Source organism: Steroidobacter flavus, from assembly GCF_042651805.1.
In the GTDB taxonomy this organism is placed as follows: Bacteria; Pseudomonadota; Gammaproteobacteria; order Steroidobacterales; family Steroidobacteraceae; genus Steroidobacter; species Steroidobacter flavus.
On record NZ_JBHSDU010000003.1, the window covers coordinates 3,133,228 to 3,148,268 of the forward strand.

The 15,041-nt window shown below is 62.2% G+C and carries 12 protein-coding genes; 8 read left to right on the plus strand and 4 right to left on the minus strand.

Features of this window, described 5'->3' with window-relative positions:
- Positions 1–9: 9 nt before the first annotated feature.
- Positions 10–648 (minus strand): hypothetical protein, encoded by a 639-nt coding sequence (locus ACFPN2_RS19300; protein ID WP_380599425.1) that lies wholly within the window; start codon positions 646–648, stop codon positions 10–12.
- Between the two features lie 246 nt (positions 649–894).
- Here ACFPN2_RS19300 and ACFPN2_RS19305 point away from each other — a divergent pair, with 246 nt between their 5' ends.
- From ACFPN2_RS19305 to ACFPN2_RS19315, 3 genes are read left to right on the plus strand one after another with little or no spacing between them, the layout of a single operon-like run.
- Positions 895–3,807 (plus strand): VIT domain-containing protein, encoded by a 2,913-nt coding sequence (locus tag ACFPN2_RS19305; protein ID WP_380599427.1) that lies wholly within the window; start codon positions 895–897, stop codon positions 3,805–3,807.
- Positions 3,804–4,817 carry a hypothetical protein gene (locus tag ACFPN2_RS19310; protein ID WP_380599429.1) on the plus strand — a complete coding sequence of 338 codons (1,014 nt, stop codon included), beginning with the start codon at positions 3,804–3,806 and terminating at the stop codon, positions 4,815–4,817. The genes ACFPN2_RS19305 and ACFPN2_RS19310 overlap by 4 nt, the downstream gene beginning before the upstream one ends.
- Positions 4,818–4,876: 59 nt before the next feature.
- Positions 4,877–5,374, plus strand: a complete 498-nt coding sequence (locus tag ACFPN2_RS19315) for a hypothetical protein (protein WP_380599431.1) — start codon at positions 4,877–4,879, stop codon at positions 5,372–5,374.
- On the opposite strand, the gene ACFPN2_RS19320 is transcribed toward ACFPN2_RS19315, so the two are convergent.
- Both ACFPN2_RS19320 and ACFPN2_RS19325 read right to left on the minus strand, forming a co-directional pair.
- Positions 5,371–6,606 (minus strand): S41 family peptidase, encoded by a 1,236-nt coding sequence (locus tag ACFPN2_RS19320; protein ID WP_380599433.1) that lies wholly within the window; start codon positions 6,604–6,606, stop codon positions 5,371–5,373. The genes ACFPN2_RS19315 and ACFPN2_RS19320 overlap by 4 nt on opposite strands.
- Positions 6,607–6,648: 42 nt before the next feature.
- Positions 6,649–7,863 carry a nitrate/nitrite transporter gene (locus ACFPN2_RS19325; protein WP_380599435.1) on the minus strand — a complete coding sequence of 405 codons (1,215 nt, stop codon included), beginning with the start codon at positions 7,861–7,863 and terminating at the stop codon, positions 6,649–6,651.
- A gap of 49 nt (positions 7,864–7,912) precedes the next feature.
- Here ACFPN2_RS19325 and ACFPN2_RS19330 point away from each other — a divergent pair, with 49 nt between their 5' ends.
- From ACFPN2_RS19330 to ACFPN2_RS19350, 5 genes are all read left to right on the plus strand, one after another.
- Positions 7,913–9,616 (plus strand): bifunctional protein-serine/threonine kinase/phosphatase, encoded by a 1,704-nt coding sequence (locus tag ACFPN2_RS19330; protein ID WP_380599437.1) that lies wholly within the window; start codon positions 7,913–7,915, stop codon positions 9,614–9,616.
- A gap of 114 nt (positions 9,617–9,730) precedes the next feature.
- Positions 9,731–10,627 (plus strand): hypothetical protein, encoded by an 897-nt coding sequence (locus ACFPN2_RS19335; protein WP_380599439.1) that lies wholly within the window; start codon positions 9,731–9,733, stop codon positions 10,625–10,627.
- Positions 10,628–10,754: 127 nt separating this feature from the next.
- The gene (locus ACFPN2_RS19340) at positions 10,755–11,384 is read left to right on the plus strand and encodes a CDP-alcohol phosphatidyltransferase family protein (RefSeq protein ID WP_380599441.1); all 630 of its coding nucleotides are present in this window, start codon (positions 10,755–10,757) and stop codon (positions 11,382–11,384) included.
- A gap of 3 nt (positions 11,385–11,387) precedes the next feature.
- Complete coding sequence (locus tag ACFPN2_RS19345) at positions 11,388–12,002, plus strand: lysophospholipid acyltransferase family protein (RefSeq protein WP_380599443.1); 615 nt, start codon at positions 11,388–11,390, stop codon at positions 12,000–12,002.
- 4 nt (positions 12,003–12,006) lie between these two features.
- Positions 12,007–12,948, plus strand: a complete 942-nt coding sequence (locus ACFPN2_RS19350; RefSeq protein ID WP_380599445.1) for a phosphatidate cytidylyltransferase — start codon at positions 12,007–12,009, stop codon at positions 12,946–12,948.
- On the opposite strand, the gene ACFPN2_RS19355 is transcribed toward ACFPN2_RS19350, so the two are convergent.
- Positions 12,941–14,956: an LTA synthase family protein gene (locus ACFPN2_RS19355; RefSeq protein ID WP_380599447.1), complete on the minus strand. Its 2,016-nt coding sequence runs from the start codon at positions 14,954–14,956 to the stop codon at positions 12,941–12,943. The genes ACFPN2_RS19350 and ACFPN2_RS19355 overlap by 8 nt on opposite strands.
- Between the last annotated feature and the right edge of the window lie 85 nt (positions 14,957–15,041).

Below are 15,041 nucleotides of genomic sequence, written 5' to 3' on the forward strand. Positions count from 1 at the left end.
GAAGCTTCCCTATTTGACGTTGTAGACGATCTTGTTTGCCAGGCGACGCGCCGCTTGCGACAGCACCGCTTCGACTTCCCCGTTCAGGACTGAGGTCTCTTTAGCCAACTCGTCGTAAGCGGCCTGCTTCCGGTCGGTGAGGTAGAACGGCTCCTTCGACGATTTACGGGGCGCGATCGGCTTGCTGGCGTAAGACGCCTCGAACTCGACGTAAGCCGACACCAGCTCCGTCGTCGAGTCCACCATTCGAAATCCATAGGACGCGGGGAACAGCACCAGATACACGTCGGCCTTCGCGTCCTTGGGGGAATCCTTGCCTTCGACCCACACGGGCTCGAAACCCTTCGCGAGCAGCGTTTCGCTCAACGTCTTCACGAAGCCCGATTGCCAGACATCCTCGGAGACATGCGCTGCAAGCGCCTTGCGTTTGTCGCCGTCGCGGTCGGCCTCGATGCCGGCCTGGATGCCTGCGCCTATAATTCCGCCGATCACCGCGCCGGTCGCGTTGGTTTTCGCACGGTGATACACGACGTCGAACTTGGGAGTGCCGTCGATGCGAATGTTTATTATGCGAGCCTGGTCCGCCACGGCAGGAACGGCGAAGAACACGAGCGCCGCCGTGAACGCAAAGATCTGTCGCATCGTCATGATCGCCCCGTTTCCGTACTTATGACTGCCCGGCGTTATGTCGTTATAGATGCTGAGATACGCTGCGAGTCCTGCTTATTGTGGGCGAGATCGTTCAGGAAGGGAAGATTGTTAGCAGAGCGTTGTATATTTCCAGAGCGTGGGTGGCGGCGGCGCGACGGCTGTGGTGAAGATGCCGCAAGCGCTGTAACCCGTTCGGTGTTTGGGGTACGTTTCTAAAGGGAACAGAATCTCCAGGGAGAGCCCATGCTCAAGTTCCGGTTTCAGCCCGTCCTCTTGCTGATGTTTATCGGGGTCGCTCAGGGCGCAGCGAAGGTCGCGCCCGAGCTGCCGAATCCGTCGCTTGCGGCCCGCGAGCGCGGAATCGACGATCAGGAGCGCCGGCGCTTCCTGCCGATCGGCGAGCTGCAAGTCGATGTTCGCGTGGTTGGCGCCGTCGCGCGTACGACGGTGCGGATCCATTTCGAGAACCCGTCGCGCGACGAGCTCGAGGGCGACCTATCCCTCGCACTCCCCGAACAGGCAACGGTCATCGGTTACGCGCTCAACGTTGAGAAGAACCTCGTCGACGGCGTGCTGGCGGAGCCGTCGCGAGCGCGGGCTTCGTATGAGGAGCGCGTTCGTCGGACGGTGGATCCCGGGCTCGCAGAGGTCTCCCGAAGCAATGTGTTCTCGACCCGCGTGTATCCGATCGTCGAAGACGGACGCACGATTCGCATGACGTTTGTCGCGCCCGTTCATGCGACCAAGGGCTGGACGTTGCCGCTTGTGACGGATCATCGGGTGCGCCGGGTGACGTTCACGGTCCGTGCGGAGGGAGTGACGGCGGCACCGCAGCTGCGGTTGCCCTCGCAACTACAGGCGCAGTGGACGCAGCAGGGCGACGCTTTCCTGCTGAGCGCGTCGCTGAAAAATACCCAGCTGTCTGGCGAGTTGCACCTCGGCCCGTCAACGCTCGCACAACCGCTGCTCACGTCGACCCATCCAAACGGTCGACGGTTCTTCCAACTGAACGACACGGTCGCCGTGGCTTCGGCAGCACGCGCCTCATCGCAGCGGCTGCGGCTCTACTGGGATCGTTCGTTATCTCGAAAAGATGACGATCTCGATGCGGAGATCGGCCTCGTCACTCGTTATATCCAGGCGAGCAGGGCGAGCGCTATCGAGGTGGTGCTGTTCAACAGCTCCGGGGCGACCGTTGAATCCTTCCCCAGCGCGGAGGCCGTTGAAACCCGACTCCGTCGCGTCGTGTATCGAGGCGCCACGAGCTTCGCGATGTTGCAGGCGGCGAAAGTTCCGGAAGCCGACACCTGTCTGCTGTTCTCGGATGGCATCGCCACCATCGATACCCGGCAGACCTTCGCGCCCAAGTGCAATTTGTTCGCCGTGACCAGCGCGAGCGATGCGGACATCGGGTACCTCGCGCACGTGATGAAACGATCCGCCGATGCGGTTCTGCGTCTCGATCGGAACTCGACGGACGAGGTTCTGACCCGCTTGAGCTACGAAACACCGGCCGTTGTCGATGTGCGCGATTCGTCTGGGGCAGCGCTGCTCTTCGCATCTCTGCCCGCGCCCCGCGGTCAACTCGCGGTTGTCGGCGAGGCGCCCGCCGCTGGCGACATCTTTGTTCGCATCGCTGGCAGCGGGTCGGAGGTTGTCGAGCGACGTTATCAGGTCGGTCCGGCCCCAGTTCGCTTTGACGGAGCGGGCGCGCTCTGGGCGGCGGATCGGGTGACGCAGCTTGCAGCGCTGGAGCGGCGCAAGGAGCTACGCAGCGTTTCCCGACGTTTCAATGTGGCGAGTCCGCACATGGCCTTCATCGTGCTGGAAGGTCCCGCGGACTACATTCAAGCGCGCATCGCTCCTCCCAATACCTTTCCAAAGGAATGGCGCGCTGAATACGAGGAGATGAAGAAGGCAGCCGACGAGTCGCGGCGGGAGAGGCGCGAGCAACATCTCGCTCATGTCATTAATCAGTGGGAAGACCAGAAAAGCTGGTGGGCAAAGGACTTTGACCCGACCGCACGCTCGTCCGAAGGCGGCAGCAGGCGCGAATCCGTCTTCTCCCCGTCTGCTCCGGGGGACCTTGCAGAGATCGCCGTCACCGGGATGAGGCGCAGCTCCAGCGCTGAGAATGGAGCGGTCATCGAGCTGGCCCCGTGGAAGCCCAGTCGGCCTTATCTCAAGGCGCTCGACGCGGCGAAGAAAGGTCAGCTTGAACGGGTGCTCGCCGCCGAAGAAAAGAAACATGGCTCGTTGCCTGTGTTCTATCTGGACGTCGCGGAGTGGTTCCAGCGACAGGGCAAGACCGCGTCCGCCACGGAGATGCTGTTGTCGGCGCTCGAATTGCCGACCAAGGATGATGAAACGCTCATGGTCGTCGCCAGTCGCCTGGTGCGCTACGGGCAGTTCGATCGCGGCATCTGGCTCTATGAACGAATCATCGAGCTGATTCCCGATCGCCCGCAGCCCCTGCGCGCCCTCGCGCTGGCGCTGGCCGAACGCGCGAAGCACGCAACACCCAAAGCGGCCGCTCGCGATTTGCAGCGTGCGGTGTCGCTGCTCAATACCGTCATCTCCTCGGACTGGGATGAGGCGTACGCCGGCATCGATCTCATTTCGCTCATGGAAGTGAACACCCTGATTCCGCGATTGCAGAAGCTCGGCGTACAGAGCACGGCTCTGGACCCGAGGCTGATTGCTCCGCTGGACGTGGACGTGCGCGTCGTCATCGAATGGAACACGCCAGCCACCGACATCGATCTCTGGGTGACCGAACCGAACGGTGAGCGCTCGATGTATAACAATCCGCTCACGGCCATCGGCGGGCGGTTGTCGAACGACATGACCTCCGGCTTCGGCCCGGAGGAATATTTGCTCCGACGCGCGCCGGACGGGCGATTCGCAGTGGACGCGAATGTCTATGCGGCCGACCGGATCAATCCCAACGGCGCCACCATCGTCACGGCGCGGCTCACGCACAACTTCGGCCGCCCGGACGAGCACACGGAAATGCTCGATATCGAACTGCGCCCCGAAGCGGACGGCGAGGTGCCTCTCGGTGCGTTTGTGCTCACCAAGCAATCAGGCGGCTTTGCGGCGCAGGCGGCGCCGGTCGAAAGTGAAGATGAAGATGAGGACGAGGACCAGGAATGAGGATTGATCTTCGCGGCCTTGCCGGTATGCGTCTTCCGATCGGTCTGTTGTTGCTGGCGCTCGCCGGCTTTTGTATCTGGCAAGGGGGCGAGCCGGATGGGCTCGATTCGCTGATCTTCGGCGTGTGTGTCGGGTTCTTCGGTGTACTCGCGGCCGGCGAGCGGCGGTTCCTCGTCGTCGATCAGAGTGCGGGCGTGCTCATCAAGCGCTGGGGAATTCTCTATGCATTCACCGTCGCGTCGCTGCCGCTCGAGCAGATAAAACGTGTCGAGCTCACGGAACGGCACATCCGGCGGCGGCGTAAAGACACGACACGATATGCAGTGAGTGTCGCCGGTGTGAAGCAGGGCGCGCTCGTCGAGTACGGAAATGAATGGCAGGCGCGGAGCGTTGGCGAGCGTCTGTCGGCCGCGTTGCGTGTGCCTTTCGACAATCGCATTTATGGCCGAGGCAGCGTGCGCGATAGCGACGAGCTGGACATGCATGTGGCCGAGCGCTGGCGCGTGTCGGGCAAGATCACGGAGCGGCCCACTTTGCCCGAGGGGTCGCCGCTCGTGATTGACGATCTCGGCACAAAGACTCGTGTACGGTTTGCCGCGAACCAGGAAGGGTTCGGGCTGGGGGTCGCGATGGTGGTCATCTTCGCCGTCGCTGCGGCACTGTTCTATCCACTCTTCGGCGACCGCTTTATTTACTATGTGAGCTTCGGCTTTGCATTTCTGGTGCTTGGGTCGGTGTTGCTCGCATTGATGGGCAACTCGCGCCTGACATTCACCGAGGACGCGGTCTCGTTCCGCCAGGGATCGGCTCCGATCGAGCGCAGCATCGAGCTGCGAGCGATTGAAGAAATGATCGTTGCCGGAGACGCGCTCTATCTGGTCGGCGATTCGGCCCGGCTCACCATCGACTGGCCGGCGACCAGCGAGAATCGCGCGTTTCTCAAGGCCTTCGTCGCCTACGAGATTGCACGTCGCCACACCGCCCGGGGTGGGCCAACGAAAAGCGTGTAAAAGTCCCGGAAATGGTGTAGTTGTGCTGGTCCGTCGGCTGGAAAGGAGTAGGTGGGGTCATGAAAGCGCGTCCGCAACCGAAACAGAGCCTGCAAGAGCCACGCCTGTTTCTCCGCATCAGACATCCAACGATGGATCCTCGGGAAATTACACGCGCGCTGGCGATAGAACCGATCCAGACGCTCGCCGCGGGGGCGGTGACGGAGAGCGGTGTGCACCGATTGCACAGCGAGTCCTATTGGATCGCGCAGTTACCTGTGACATCGATGCACGAGCTCGCCGAGAACTATCGCACCGGTGGCTTGACGGCCCCGACGCTGCCCGCGAGCAAAGAAGAGTTGCTTACGCTGGTCGGCGCCACCGAATGGGACGTCCGCATTCTGCTTCGGCTCAAGGAGCTGCAGCTCGATACCAATCAGAAATTCCTGCAGCAGGTGGTCAGCGACGGAGGCTCGATCGCGTTGCTCGTGGATCGCGGCGAGCAGCGCGTTCCGTTCGTGATCAAGCGCGCCCTGCCGAAACTCGCGCAGCTCGGCATAGAGCTCGAGGTCGACTAACCCTTCTGTTTGATGAGGCGCACCGCTTCGTCGAACGCGCGCTCTCGTCGCGTGTCCTGACCTTGCGCGTAGGGCAACTCGAACGGCACGTCGATATCAGGTTGAACGCCTTGGCCTTCGATGCGCGTTCCGTCGTCCATGCGCACGTCTTTGGTGGCGAGATATAGCAGGCTGGCGTCCGCTTCGTTCGCGAAAATCGTTCCCGCCATTACTGCCCCGGCCGTGCGTGCGCCGACGATTGAACCGACGCGGCCGCGCTTGAAAGCATAGGCCATCAGCTCTTTGCCACTGGTGCTGCGGTTGTCGGTCAGCAGCACCACCGGCTTCGCCCAGCAGGAACCCAGCGTATTCTGCGCGCCCGATCGGGAGATGGCCGTCCACGCCAGGCAGCGCTGAGTAAATATATTCAAGTTCGAAGGCGAGGCGCCGCCCAATCCGTCGCGCACGTCCAGCACCAAGGCATCGGCATCCTTGAGTGCGCCGAACAGCAAGGCGCCTTCCAGAATGTCTTGATACTGCTGCCCCGCGTACGACCATGCGTGGATGTAGCCGATGTTTCTTCCATCGCGCGCGACGACTTGCGTGCTGGCTTCCATCGCATCGACAAACATCGTGCTGCCGTCGAGCATGGCCGGCACCACGTTCACTGTCTTGCTGATGCCCGGAGCCCGCTCCACCACGATGGCGACGGACTGACCCGCTTTGCCCTGAAACGAGCGGATCGGGTGAAAGGGCGCGCCGTCGACGGAAACGAGCCGGTCGCCGAGTTGAATCCCTGCCTTGTGTGCGGGCAAGCCGTCGTGCACGCCTCTCACGAACTGCTGCCCGTTCACGGTCTGGGTGAATATTCCTATGCCGGAGTAACTGGCCTTGCCGTCGGTCAAAGCGCTGGCGGTCGCTTTCGCCAGCCACTCATTCATCGGCAGGAACAGGCCCAGCAGGTGGTAATACTCCGGCGAGTCCGGCGTATAGAACGCGGTGTGCGATGTATGCAGCTCGCCGAGCATCTCGTTGATGACGACGGCGCGCTCCTCTCGCGTGCCGGCGCGGATGGCACGGTCGCGATATTTGGTCGGCATCGCGTTCCAATCGAGGCCGTTGAACTTCTCGCTGTAGAAGTTCTGGTTCACCGTCTGCCAGACCCAGTCGAAGGAGCTGCTACCACCGTCTTCGGCTGATGCCGAGCGCGACGCTAGCCAGGCGAGAGCGAGAACGACAAAAACTCTGTTCATCGATGCACCTTCCGCTTCAATGCGAGGTGCCGATGATCGCGCTCAAATGCGCGCGGCTGCAACTCCCACTGCACCCCAGGTCGTGCGCCACCGATGCTTGATGCTCGTGAGCCCGATCAGCGCCAGGATCGCGAGCGAGGCGAACGCGAGAAAGCCGGTCTGATAGCTGCCGGTGAGCTGCTTGGAAAGGCCGAGGCTCGAGGCGAGGAAAAAGCCGCCGACGCCGCCGGTCATGCCGACCAGCCCGGTCATGATGCCGATCTCGTGACGGAATCGTTGCGGCACCAGCTGAAACACCGAACCGTTGCCCATGCCGAACGCCAGCATGGCCGTAACAAACAGCGCCAGTGCGGTGTGCACGCTGCGTGGCCCGAAGCTCACGATGATCAACATGAGTGCCGCGACGGCATACATGATCGTGAGCGTCTTGATGCCGCCGATGCGATCGGCCAGCGCGCCGCCAATGGGGCGTACCAGCGAGCCGACGAATACGCAGCCAGCGGTGAAGAAGCCGGCCTTCACCGCGTCGAGACCGAACTGGGCGTTGAAGTAAATCGACAACGACGAGGCGAGTCCGACAAATCCGCCGAACGTGACGGCATAGAAGAACATGAACCACCACGCGTCGCTCATGCGCAGGGTGGCAAGATATTCCGACCATCGCTTCGGTGGCGGAGTCGTCGGGCTGTCTTTGGCCGCAAAGAAATAAACAATAAACGCCACCGCCAACGGAATGACCGCGAGGCCGAGCACGTTGTTCCAACCAAGCGCCGCGGCCAGGCCGGGGGCGAACAACGACGCAAACACGGTTCCAGAATTTCCAGCACCCGCGATGCCCAAAGCGACGCCTTGATACTGTGGCGGATACCAGCGCGACGCGAGCGGCAACGCCACTGCAAACGACGCCCCTGCCACGCCGAGGATCAATCCAAGTGCCAACGTGCCGCTATAACTTTGAATGCCCACGAGCCACGCGGTGCTCAAGCCGGCGATGACAATCAGCTGTCCGATGAGGCCCGCGCGCCGGGGGCGCAAGCGATCGACGAGAATGCCGAACACCACGCGCAGCAGCGCGCCGGCGAGCACGGGCAAGGCCACCATGAAGCCTTTCTGTGCCGCGTTCAGTCCGATGTCTGCGGAGATTTGCACGGCGAGCGCTCCGAAAAGCACCCAGACCATGAAGCTCATGTCAAAGTAGAAGAAGGCGGCCAGCAGCGTGGGAAAATGTCCCGCCTTGAAAAAATCCCGACTGATCAAAATGCCCCCTGAACAGACTCGAGTCTCGTCTTCGAATGAAGCCGCCCCCGTGGTGCAAGTCTCGGGCCGGGACCTGCATGTCGGCGTCGGCAGTCACACCCATCGCGGCGGGCGACCGCAGAACGAAGATTTCTCAGCGTGTTACGTCAGCCAGCCGCTGCGTCAGCCCGCGATCGGTGCCATTGCGGCGCTGGCCGACGGCATGGGAGGCACCAAAGGTGGGCGGACCGCCGCTGAGCTGGCGGTTCGCGGTTTCATCGAAGGCTGCCTCGGCCAGCCCATCACCATCGGTGTCCCGCGCATCAGCGCGCGAGCGGCGGACGCTGTAAATCGTTGGATCTATTCCATGGGCCGATCCGATCCGGAGCTCAATGGCATGGCCTGTACTTTGAGCGCACTGGTTCTGTGCGGCCGTCGGGCTCATGTGCTCCATCTTGGGGACTCGCGCATCTATCGATTGCGCGATAACGAGCTGTCGCTGTTGACCACCGATCACACGTTGGGTGCGCCAGGCACGACGAGCGTGCTGACGCGAGCGATGGGCGGGGAAGGCAGGCTGTGCGCCGACCATGCCATCGAGACGTTGCAGGTCCACGACCGGTATCTCATCTGTAGCGACGGCGTGCACGGCCGCTTGTCCCGCTCGGAAATCCTGGCCGTGGTGGCGAAGCGAGCGGCGCCGGAAGAAACAGCGATCCAATTGGTCGAACAGGCGGTGAGTCATCCGGCCGCGGACAACGCGACGGCGCTGGTGCTCGATGTTCTTGCGCTGCCTGAAACACAGTTCGCGGATCTGGAGATTGCGAACGCCGCGTGGCCTTTGCGAAGTGCGCCCGGCGCCGGCGAGGTCATCGACGATTACGAGCTCGGCGACGTTCTCGCCGACGGCATGTATATGCGGGTGTTTCGTGCGCTGGATCGACGCGCACGTCGCGATGTCATTCTCAAGTTTCCCAAACCTCGGCCTGGTCTGGAAACATTGCTCCGATCGGCGCTGTTGCGTGAGCTGTGGATTGCGAGTCACGTCAGGAGCCCGTTCGTTACCGAAGTGCTCGACGCGGCCGATGGGCGGCGGACTTGTTTGTATGGCGTCCTGCCGTACTACGAAGGTGAAACATTGGAGCGACGTTTGTTGCGTCGTCCGCCGATGTCGCTGTCGCAGGGGCTGGATGTTTCCATCAAGCTCGCCAAGGCGCTGGCTTCTCTGCATCGCGCTGGCATCGTCCACCGGGATGTCAAGCCGGAGAACGTGATCCTCGAATCGAACGGCGGCTTGAAGCTCATCGACCTGGGCGTCGCGCGACTTCGTCAGTTCGAGGAGCCCGAGTCCTTCGAAGCGCCAGGCACGCGCAGCTACATGGCTCCCGAGCTGTTCACCGGAGCGCCGGCGGAAGAGAGCTCTGACATCTTTGCCTTGGGCGTCACCATCTATCGAATGTTCTCCGGCGGCGCGTATCCCTACGGTGAGATCGAACCGTTCGCTCAGCCACGCTTCGGGCGGCTCGCGCCGCTCAGCAAACATCGGCCGGATCTTCCTGCCTGGCTCGATCATTGTCTGGCGCGTGCCCTGGCCGTGGATCGTCGCGACAGATATGCGGACGCCGTTGAGTTTGCGTTCGAGCTCGAGCACGGCTCGATGCGCGCCGCCCCTCAGTCGCTGGCCAGGCTTTCGCTCTATGAGCGCAATCCGGTGCGCTTCTGGCAAGTCGTCAGCCTGATCTTGCTGATCGCGTTGTTGATGGCGTTAGCATGAAACGAACGAATCGGTCACGGTTCTTCGGTTGACTCCGCATCGCTGCGAGGCGTACTTTCCCGCGCAACAGGGATAGCGCATCCGCCAACGTTGGCGATAGTGAAAAGGAGAGTCATGAAGAACGCTGCGAAGTTTCTATTGGGTACCGCTCTGCTCGCCGCGGCCGCTGCCGCATCGGCAGGGGAATTTGTCACTGTCGAAGTCAAAGCACGAGTCACGAATGTGCAGGACCCCGCTGGCATGCTCGGCGGGCAGGTGACGCAGGGGCAGCTCGTGACGGGCTCATACAAATACGACATCCATGTTCCGGATGACGTTAGCGATCCCGCTTTCGGGTACTACGTGCAGCCGCACGCGAGTTTCAAAATGGCGGTGGGCTCCCTGACCTTCGAAAGCGACGGGGTTTCCACCGACCGCAGCGTGTCGGTCCAGCCCAGTGCATCGCCGGGCAACTCCCTCGCCTTTATCCAGTTCATGAGCCAGGCTAACAAGCCGCTGCCCAACGGCACGCCGGTGGGGCAGATTGCCTTCGCCTTCCAGGACTCCAACGGGTACGAGCCGGCGTCGGACGCCATGCCGACCGCCGCGCCGAGCCTGCCCAGCTTCAACATCAGCACCGCGTGGGTCTACGGAGAGCTGAACGGCCAATATTATTCGGTGCACATGGAAATCGAGTCCACGTACTCCGAGGGCACCGAAAGCGATCTGACGATCTCGCCGGGCAAGAGCACCTTCGTCAGCGGCCAGCGCTTCGATGTGGCCTTACTGTTGCCGCCCGGCAGCGATGTGGTGAATGTGACATCCAGTCTCAACGGGCAGCCGTTGGCGATGAGCTTCCCGGGCAATTGTTATCTCGCGCCACCGAACTCACAGAACCGGCCGACGATCCTTTGTCCGGATGCGCACTTGCATCTTCCGGCGGCCACAGGTCAGTACCACGTCGAGTGGCAGGTCCAGCTGTTCGACGGCACCTCGATCTGGAATCCAGTGGACTGGACCGTCATCCAGTAGTCGCCGCGGTGGGAAGCGGGGGCGACTCCGCTTCCCTGGGGCGACCGCCCGTAGGGACTCTTTCCCTTCCGCCCCGCTTGTGTCAGCCTGCGCGCATAACAACGAACTGTAGTTTCCCACCGCCTCGATGGACGCCGAACAAGTCGCTAATCGCCGGCCTTTGACGTCGCGCTCGACGGGCTGGGCGCGTTTTCTCACCGACGTGCTGATTCGCACCGGCATCTCGCCCAACGCCATTTCTGTGATCAGCGTGGGATTTGCGGCCCTCGGTGCCGGCTTGCTGATTCTGCGGCCAGGTGTGGGCAGCCTGTTGGTGCTCGCACTGTGCGTGCAACTTCGTCTGTTGTGCAATCTGCTCGACGGCATGGTCGCCATCGAGGGCAAGCGGCAGTCGCCGACCGGGGCGTTGTTCAACGAAGTGCCGGATCGTCTCGCCGATTCGCTGTTCATCGTCGCGTTGGGATATGCCGTGGGCGTGCCGGCGCTCGGCTGGTTTGGCGCGCTGGCGGCGGCGATCACTGCATATATTCGAGTCCTGGGCGGATCGTTGGGATTGGCGCAGGACTTTCGCGGGCCCATGGCAAAGCCTCACCGAATGGCGGTCCTCACCGTCGCGTGCGTGCTGGGCGCGGCGGAAGGGTGGATCTGGCAAACGCAGTGGGCGTTGCTGCTGGCGGCTTGGATTATCGCGGTGGGCTCAGTCATCACCTGTATCACTCGGTTGGTCGCCATCGCGCGGCAGTTGCGGGCGCGGTAGCCCATGCGTCCTTCGAGCTTCCTGTTAACGGGCGCGGCGAAACTGCTCGTCGGCGCCTTCCCGCGGTGGATGGGCTGCGCGCCTGAGTCGACGCAGCGGATTTATTTCGCGAATCACACCAGTCACATCGACACCGTCGCCATCTGGGCCGCGTTGCCGATCCGACTTCGGAACACCACGCATCCGGTGGCCGCGAAAGATTATTGGGGCGGTGGCGTCCGCAGTTATATCGCGACCAAGATGTTGCGCGCGGTGCTGATCGATCGCTCTCGCTCGGACCCGAATGCGAACCCGCTGGCGCCGCTGATCGAGATGCTGAAGCTCGGCGAGTCGCTGATCATCTTTCCGGAAGGAACGCGCGGCTCGTCGGCGGTGCCGGGGCAGTTCAAGAGCGGGCTGTATCACCTGGCGACCCAGTTTCCGAACGCGCAGCTGGTGCCGGTCTATCTGGAAAACCTGCATCGTTCCTTGCCGAAGGGCGCCGTGCTGCCGATCCCGATGACGTGCACGGTGCGCTTTGGCGCGCCCATGCAGCTTGCGGCCGAAGAAACCAAGGAAGCTTTCCTGGAGCGTGCGCGAGCCGAGGTCATCAAACTCGCTGGCAACGTCAAGGCGTGACACGATGACACTGCGCGAGAAGATGTTCTGGGTGTTCGGTGGCGTGATCGCGCTGTTGGCGATCGCTTCGGTGGCGGGTGCCATTCTGGGCAAGCGCGCCCGATCCGACAGCGGGCGTGCAACGGTCGAGAATCTGAAGGCCCGGGTGAATGCGTGGTGGGTGATGATCGCGGTGCTCGCGGTCACGTTCGCACTGGGCGAGACGGCAACACTGGTCGTGTTTGCGTTTGTTTCCTTCTTCGCCCTCCGCGAGTTCATCACGCTCACGCCGACGCGGCCCGGTGACTATCTGCCGCTGTTGCTGGCGTTCTTTGTGATCCTGCCAGTGCAGTACTTACTGATCGGCCACGACCAGTACGGCACGTTCGCCATCTTCATTCCGGTCTACGGATTTCTATTGCTGCCGGCGGTGGCGACCTTCGCGGGCGACACGCACGAATTCCTCGAGCGATCGGCAAAGTTGCAGTGGGCCACGATGATCACCATCTACTGCATCAGCTACGCGCCGGCGCTGTTGTTATTGAACATTCCCGGCTACGAGAACTCGAACGCGTTGTTGCTGCTCTACCTGCTGTTGATCGTGCAGCTCAGCGACGTTCTGCAATACGTGTTCGGCAAGCTGTTCGGTAAAACCAAGCTGGCGCCGGTCGTCAGCCCGTCGAAAACCGTGGAAGGACTGGTCGGCGGCGGTCTGACCACGACGCTGATCGGTGGCTCGCTCTACTGGATCACGCCGTTCACCTGGCTGCAGGCGACGGCGATCTCGTTGGTCATCGTCGCGGCCGGCGTGCTCGGCGGGCTCACGCTATCGGCAATGAAGCGAGGCCTCGGCGCCAAGGATTGGGGCGTGATGATCGAAGGCCACGGCGGCATGCTCGATCGTATGGATTCGGTGAGCTTCGCCGCGCCGATGTTCTTTCACATCGTGCGCTTCTTTTTTACCTGACCCGATACAACTGATCTCGATACAGCCACGCCGGCATCAGCACGTTCGCGAGTGCGTTGCGCGCCATCTCGGGGTCCTGCGTCGTGGTGGAGGTCAGCGACTTGGTGCGACGATCGTAGGTGAAGTAGCGAACGTCGCCCTCGGGCACCAGGACGGTGACTCGATTGTCCTGCAGCCAGGCGAAGTTCTGATCGAATTGCATCATGGCGCGAGGCGCCGGAAGCGGCGGTTGATTGCCGAACTCGGCGAGCGTCCGAGTAAGGTCGCGGCCTGGAAAGGGATGTTCGCTATCGATCCCCATGAGCGATAACAGCGTCGGCGCGAGATCGATCTGGCTGACGGTGGATTCGATGCGGCGAGGCTGGACGTCGGCGCCGAGAATCACGCCTGGAATGTGAAACTTGTTGACCGGTACCAGTTCGTCGCCATAAACGCGCGTGTCGTGGTCCGCAACGACCATGATCAGCGTGTCTTCCCAATATTTACTGGCCCGCGCCTGTTTCAAGAATCCGCCGAGCGCATGGTCGGCGTATTTGACGGCGTTGTGCACGGTCTGTTTGGGCTGCTCGTGCAATTCGATGCGGCCGTCCGGAAATTCGAACGGCGTGTGGTTGCTCGAGGAGAACACCAGCAGGAAATAGGGCTGCCGCGACTCGTGCAGCGCCTGCAGTCGTTCGTGCGCTTTGTCGAACAGGTCTTCATCCGAGGCGCCCCAACTGCCCACGAACTTGGGCGCGACGATATCGTTGCGATCGACGACGTCGTGAAAGCCGTTGCCGAGGAAGAAGCCGCGCATATTGTCGAAATGCGATTCGCCGCCGTAGACGAACTCATTGCGATAGCCGGCCCGACGCAGCACCGATGCCAGGGTCGAGAAGTCACGTTGTGACTTGTCGAGCTTGACGACACTGAGCGCTGGCGTCGGCGGGAATCCGGCGACCACAGCTTCGATACCTCGCACGGAACGAGTGCCTGTGGCATAGAGTTGTTCGAACCAGATGCCTTGATCCGCCAGTCCGCTGAGGTGAGGCGTGATCGGCACGCCGCCTAGCCGTTCCACGAAGCCCGCGCCCAGGCTTTCTTCGAGCACGATGACCAGATTGAGCGGCCGCTCGCGACGCACGCTGGCGATCTGCTTGTGGAGCGTGGGGAATTGGTCGGAGGTGAAGTTTTCCACGCCCGTGGCCATGCCGTTGCGAACGCGCGAGATGATTTCCTGCGCGGGCATCTCTCCGTAAATCTCGCTTTGGGCTTCGTTCTTCAATCCCCAGACCGCGGAGAGCACCGAGTAGGCGGAGTTGGCCACCAGGCTATTGACCATGGCGTCGTCGCAGAAGGCGAAGCTCGCAAGGTTGGCGGGCCGGTGTTGAAAGCTGGAACGGATCATCACGAACAGCACGATCACGACGATGGGCCACACCAGCAGGACGGTGCGGACGGTCCAGCGCTCGCTGCGGTCCCGATATTTGTTGAAGTGACGAACCGTCAACCAGCCTGCTGCCGCCAGGCCCACGGCGACCAGCGCGAGCGTGCCGCGATAACCCGTCCACAACATGGCCGAGACTTCGCGCGGGTAGACCAGGTACTCGATAAACAAACGATTCGGGCGGCTGTCGTATTCGTACAGGAACTGTGGGGTCGCGAATTCCAACAACAGAATCACGATCAGACTGAAGCTCAGCCAGACACTCGCGACGCGCGCCCACCAGTTCAGCCGGTTGAGCGCCAGCATCAACGGCAGCAACACGACGAGAGGTGCGGCGAACAGACCCAGCGTGATCAGATCGCTGCGGAGTCCTTGCACCAGCATGCTCAACAGGGAGTCTGTCACGTCGACCCGATCCCATTGCCAGCCGATCAGCACCGCTCTCGACAGCGCCAGCGATGCCGAGCCGATCAACAGAAATCCGAGCACACACGAATAAGGTCCGAGGCGACCGATGGGCCACCGCATGGAGCGCAACGTGGCGATCGCGAGCGCGACCCGCGGCTGGACGAGGGTTGTCATTGTTCTTGTTCCGCCCTGACGCGTTGGCCACGCGTTTTGTTGGAAACCCGAAAGTGCTGGTCGTCAGCGATCTGTCGTCGCTTCG

Coding starts and splice junctions, on each gene's coding strand:
- ACFPN2_RS19320 (WP_380599433.1), bottom strand. CDS start 6,606: ATGAACAGAGTTTTTGTCGTTCTCGCTCTCGCCTGGCTAGCGTCGCGC.
- ACFPN2_RS19350 (WP_380599445.1), top strand. CDS start 12,007: ATGACACTGCGCGAGAAGATGTTCTGGGTGTTCGGTGGCGTGATCGCG.
- ACFPN2_RS19340 (WP_380599441.1), top strand. CDS start 10,755: ATGGACGCCGAACAAGTCGCTAATCGCCGGCCTTTGACGTCGCGCTCG.
- ACFPN2_RS19305 (WP_380599427.1), top strand. CDS start 895: ATGCTCAAGTTCCGGTTTCAGCCCGTCCTCTTGCTGATGTTTATCGGG.
- ACFPN2_RS19335 (WP_380599439.1), top strand. CDS start 9,731: ATGAAGAACGCTGCGAAGTTTCTATTGGGTACCGCTCTGCTCGCCGCG.
- ACFPN2_RS19300 (WP_380599425.1), bottom strand. CDS start 648: ATGACGATGCGACAGATCTTTGCGTTCACGGCGGCGCTCGTGTTCTTC.
- ACFPN2_RS19345 (WP_380599443.1), top strand. CDS start 11,388: ATGCGTCCTTCGAGCTTCCTGTTAACGGGCGCGGCGAAACTGCTCGTC.
- ACFPN2_RS19355 (WP_380599447.1), bottom strand. CDS start 14,956: ATGACAACCCTCGTCCAGCCGCGGGTCGCGCTCGCGATCGCCACGTTG.
- ACFPN2_RS19315 (WP_380599431.1), top strand. CDS start 4,877: ATGAAAGCGCGTCCGCAACCGAAACAGAGCCTGCAAGAGCCACGCCTG.
- ACFPN2_RS19310 (WP_380599429.1), top strand. CDS start 3,804: ATGAGGATTGATCTTCGCGGCCTTGCCGGTATGCGTCTTCCGATCGGT.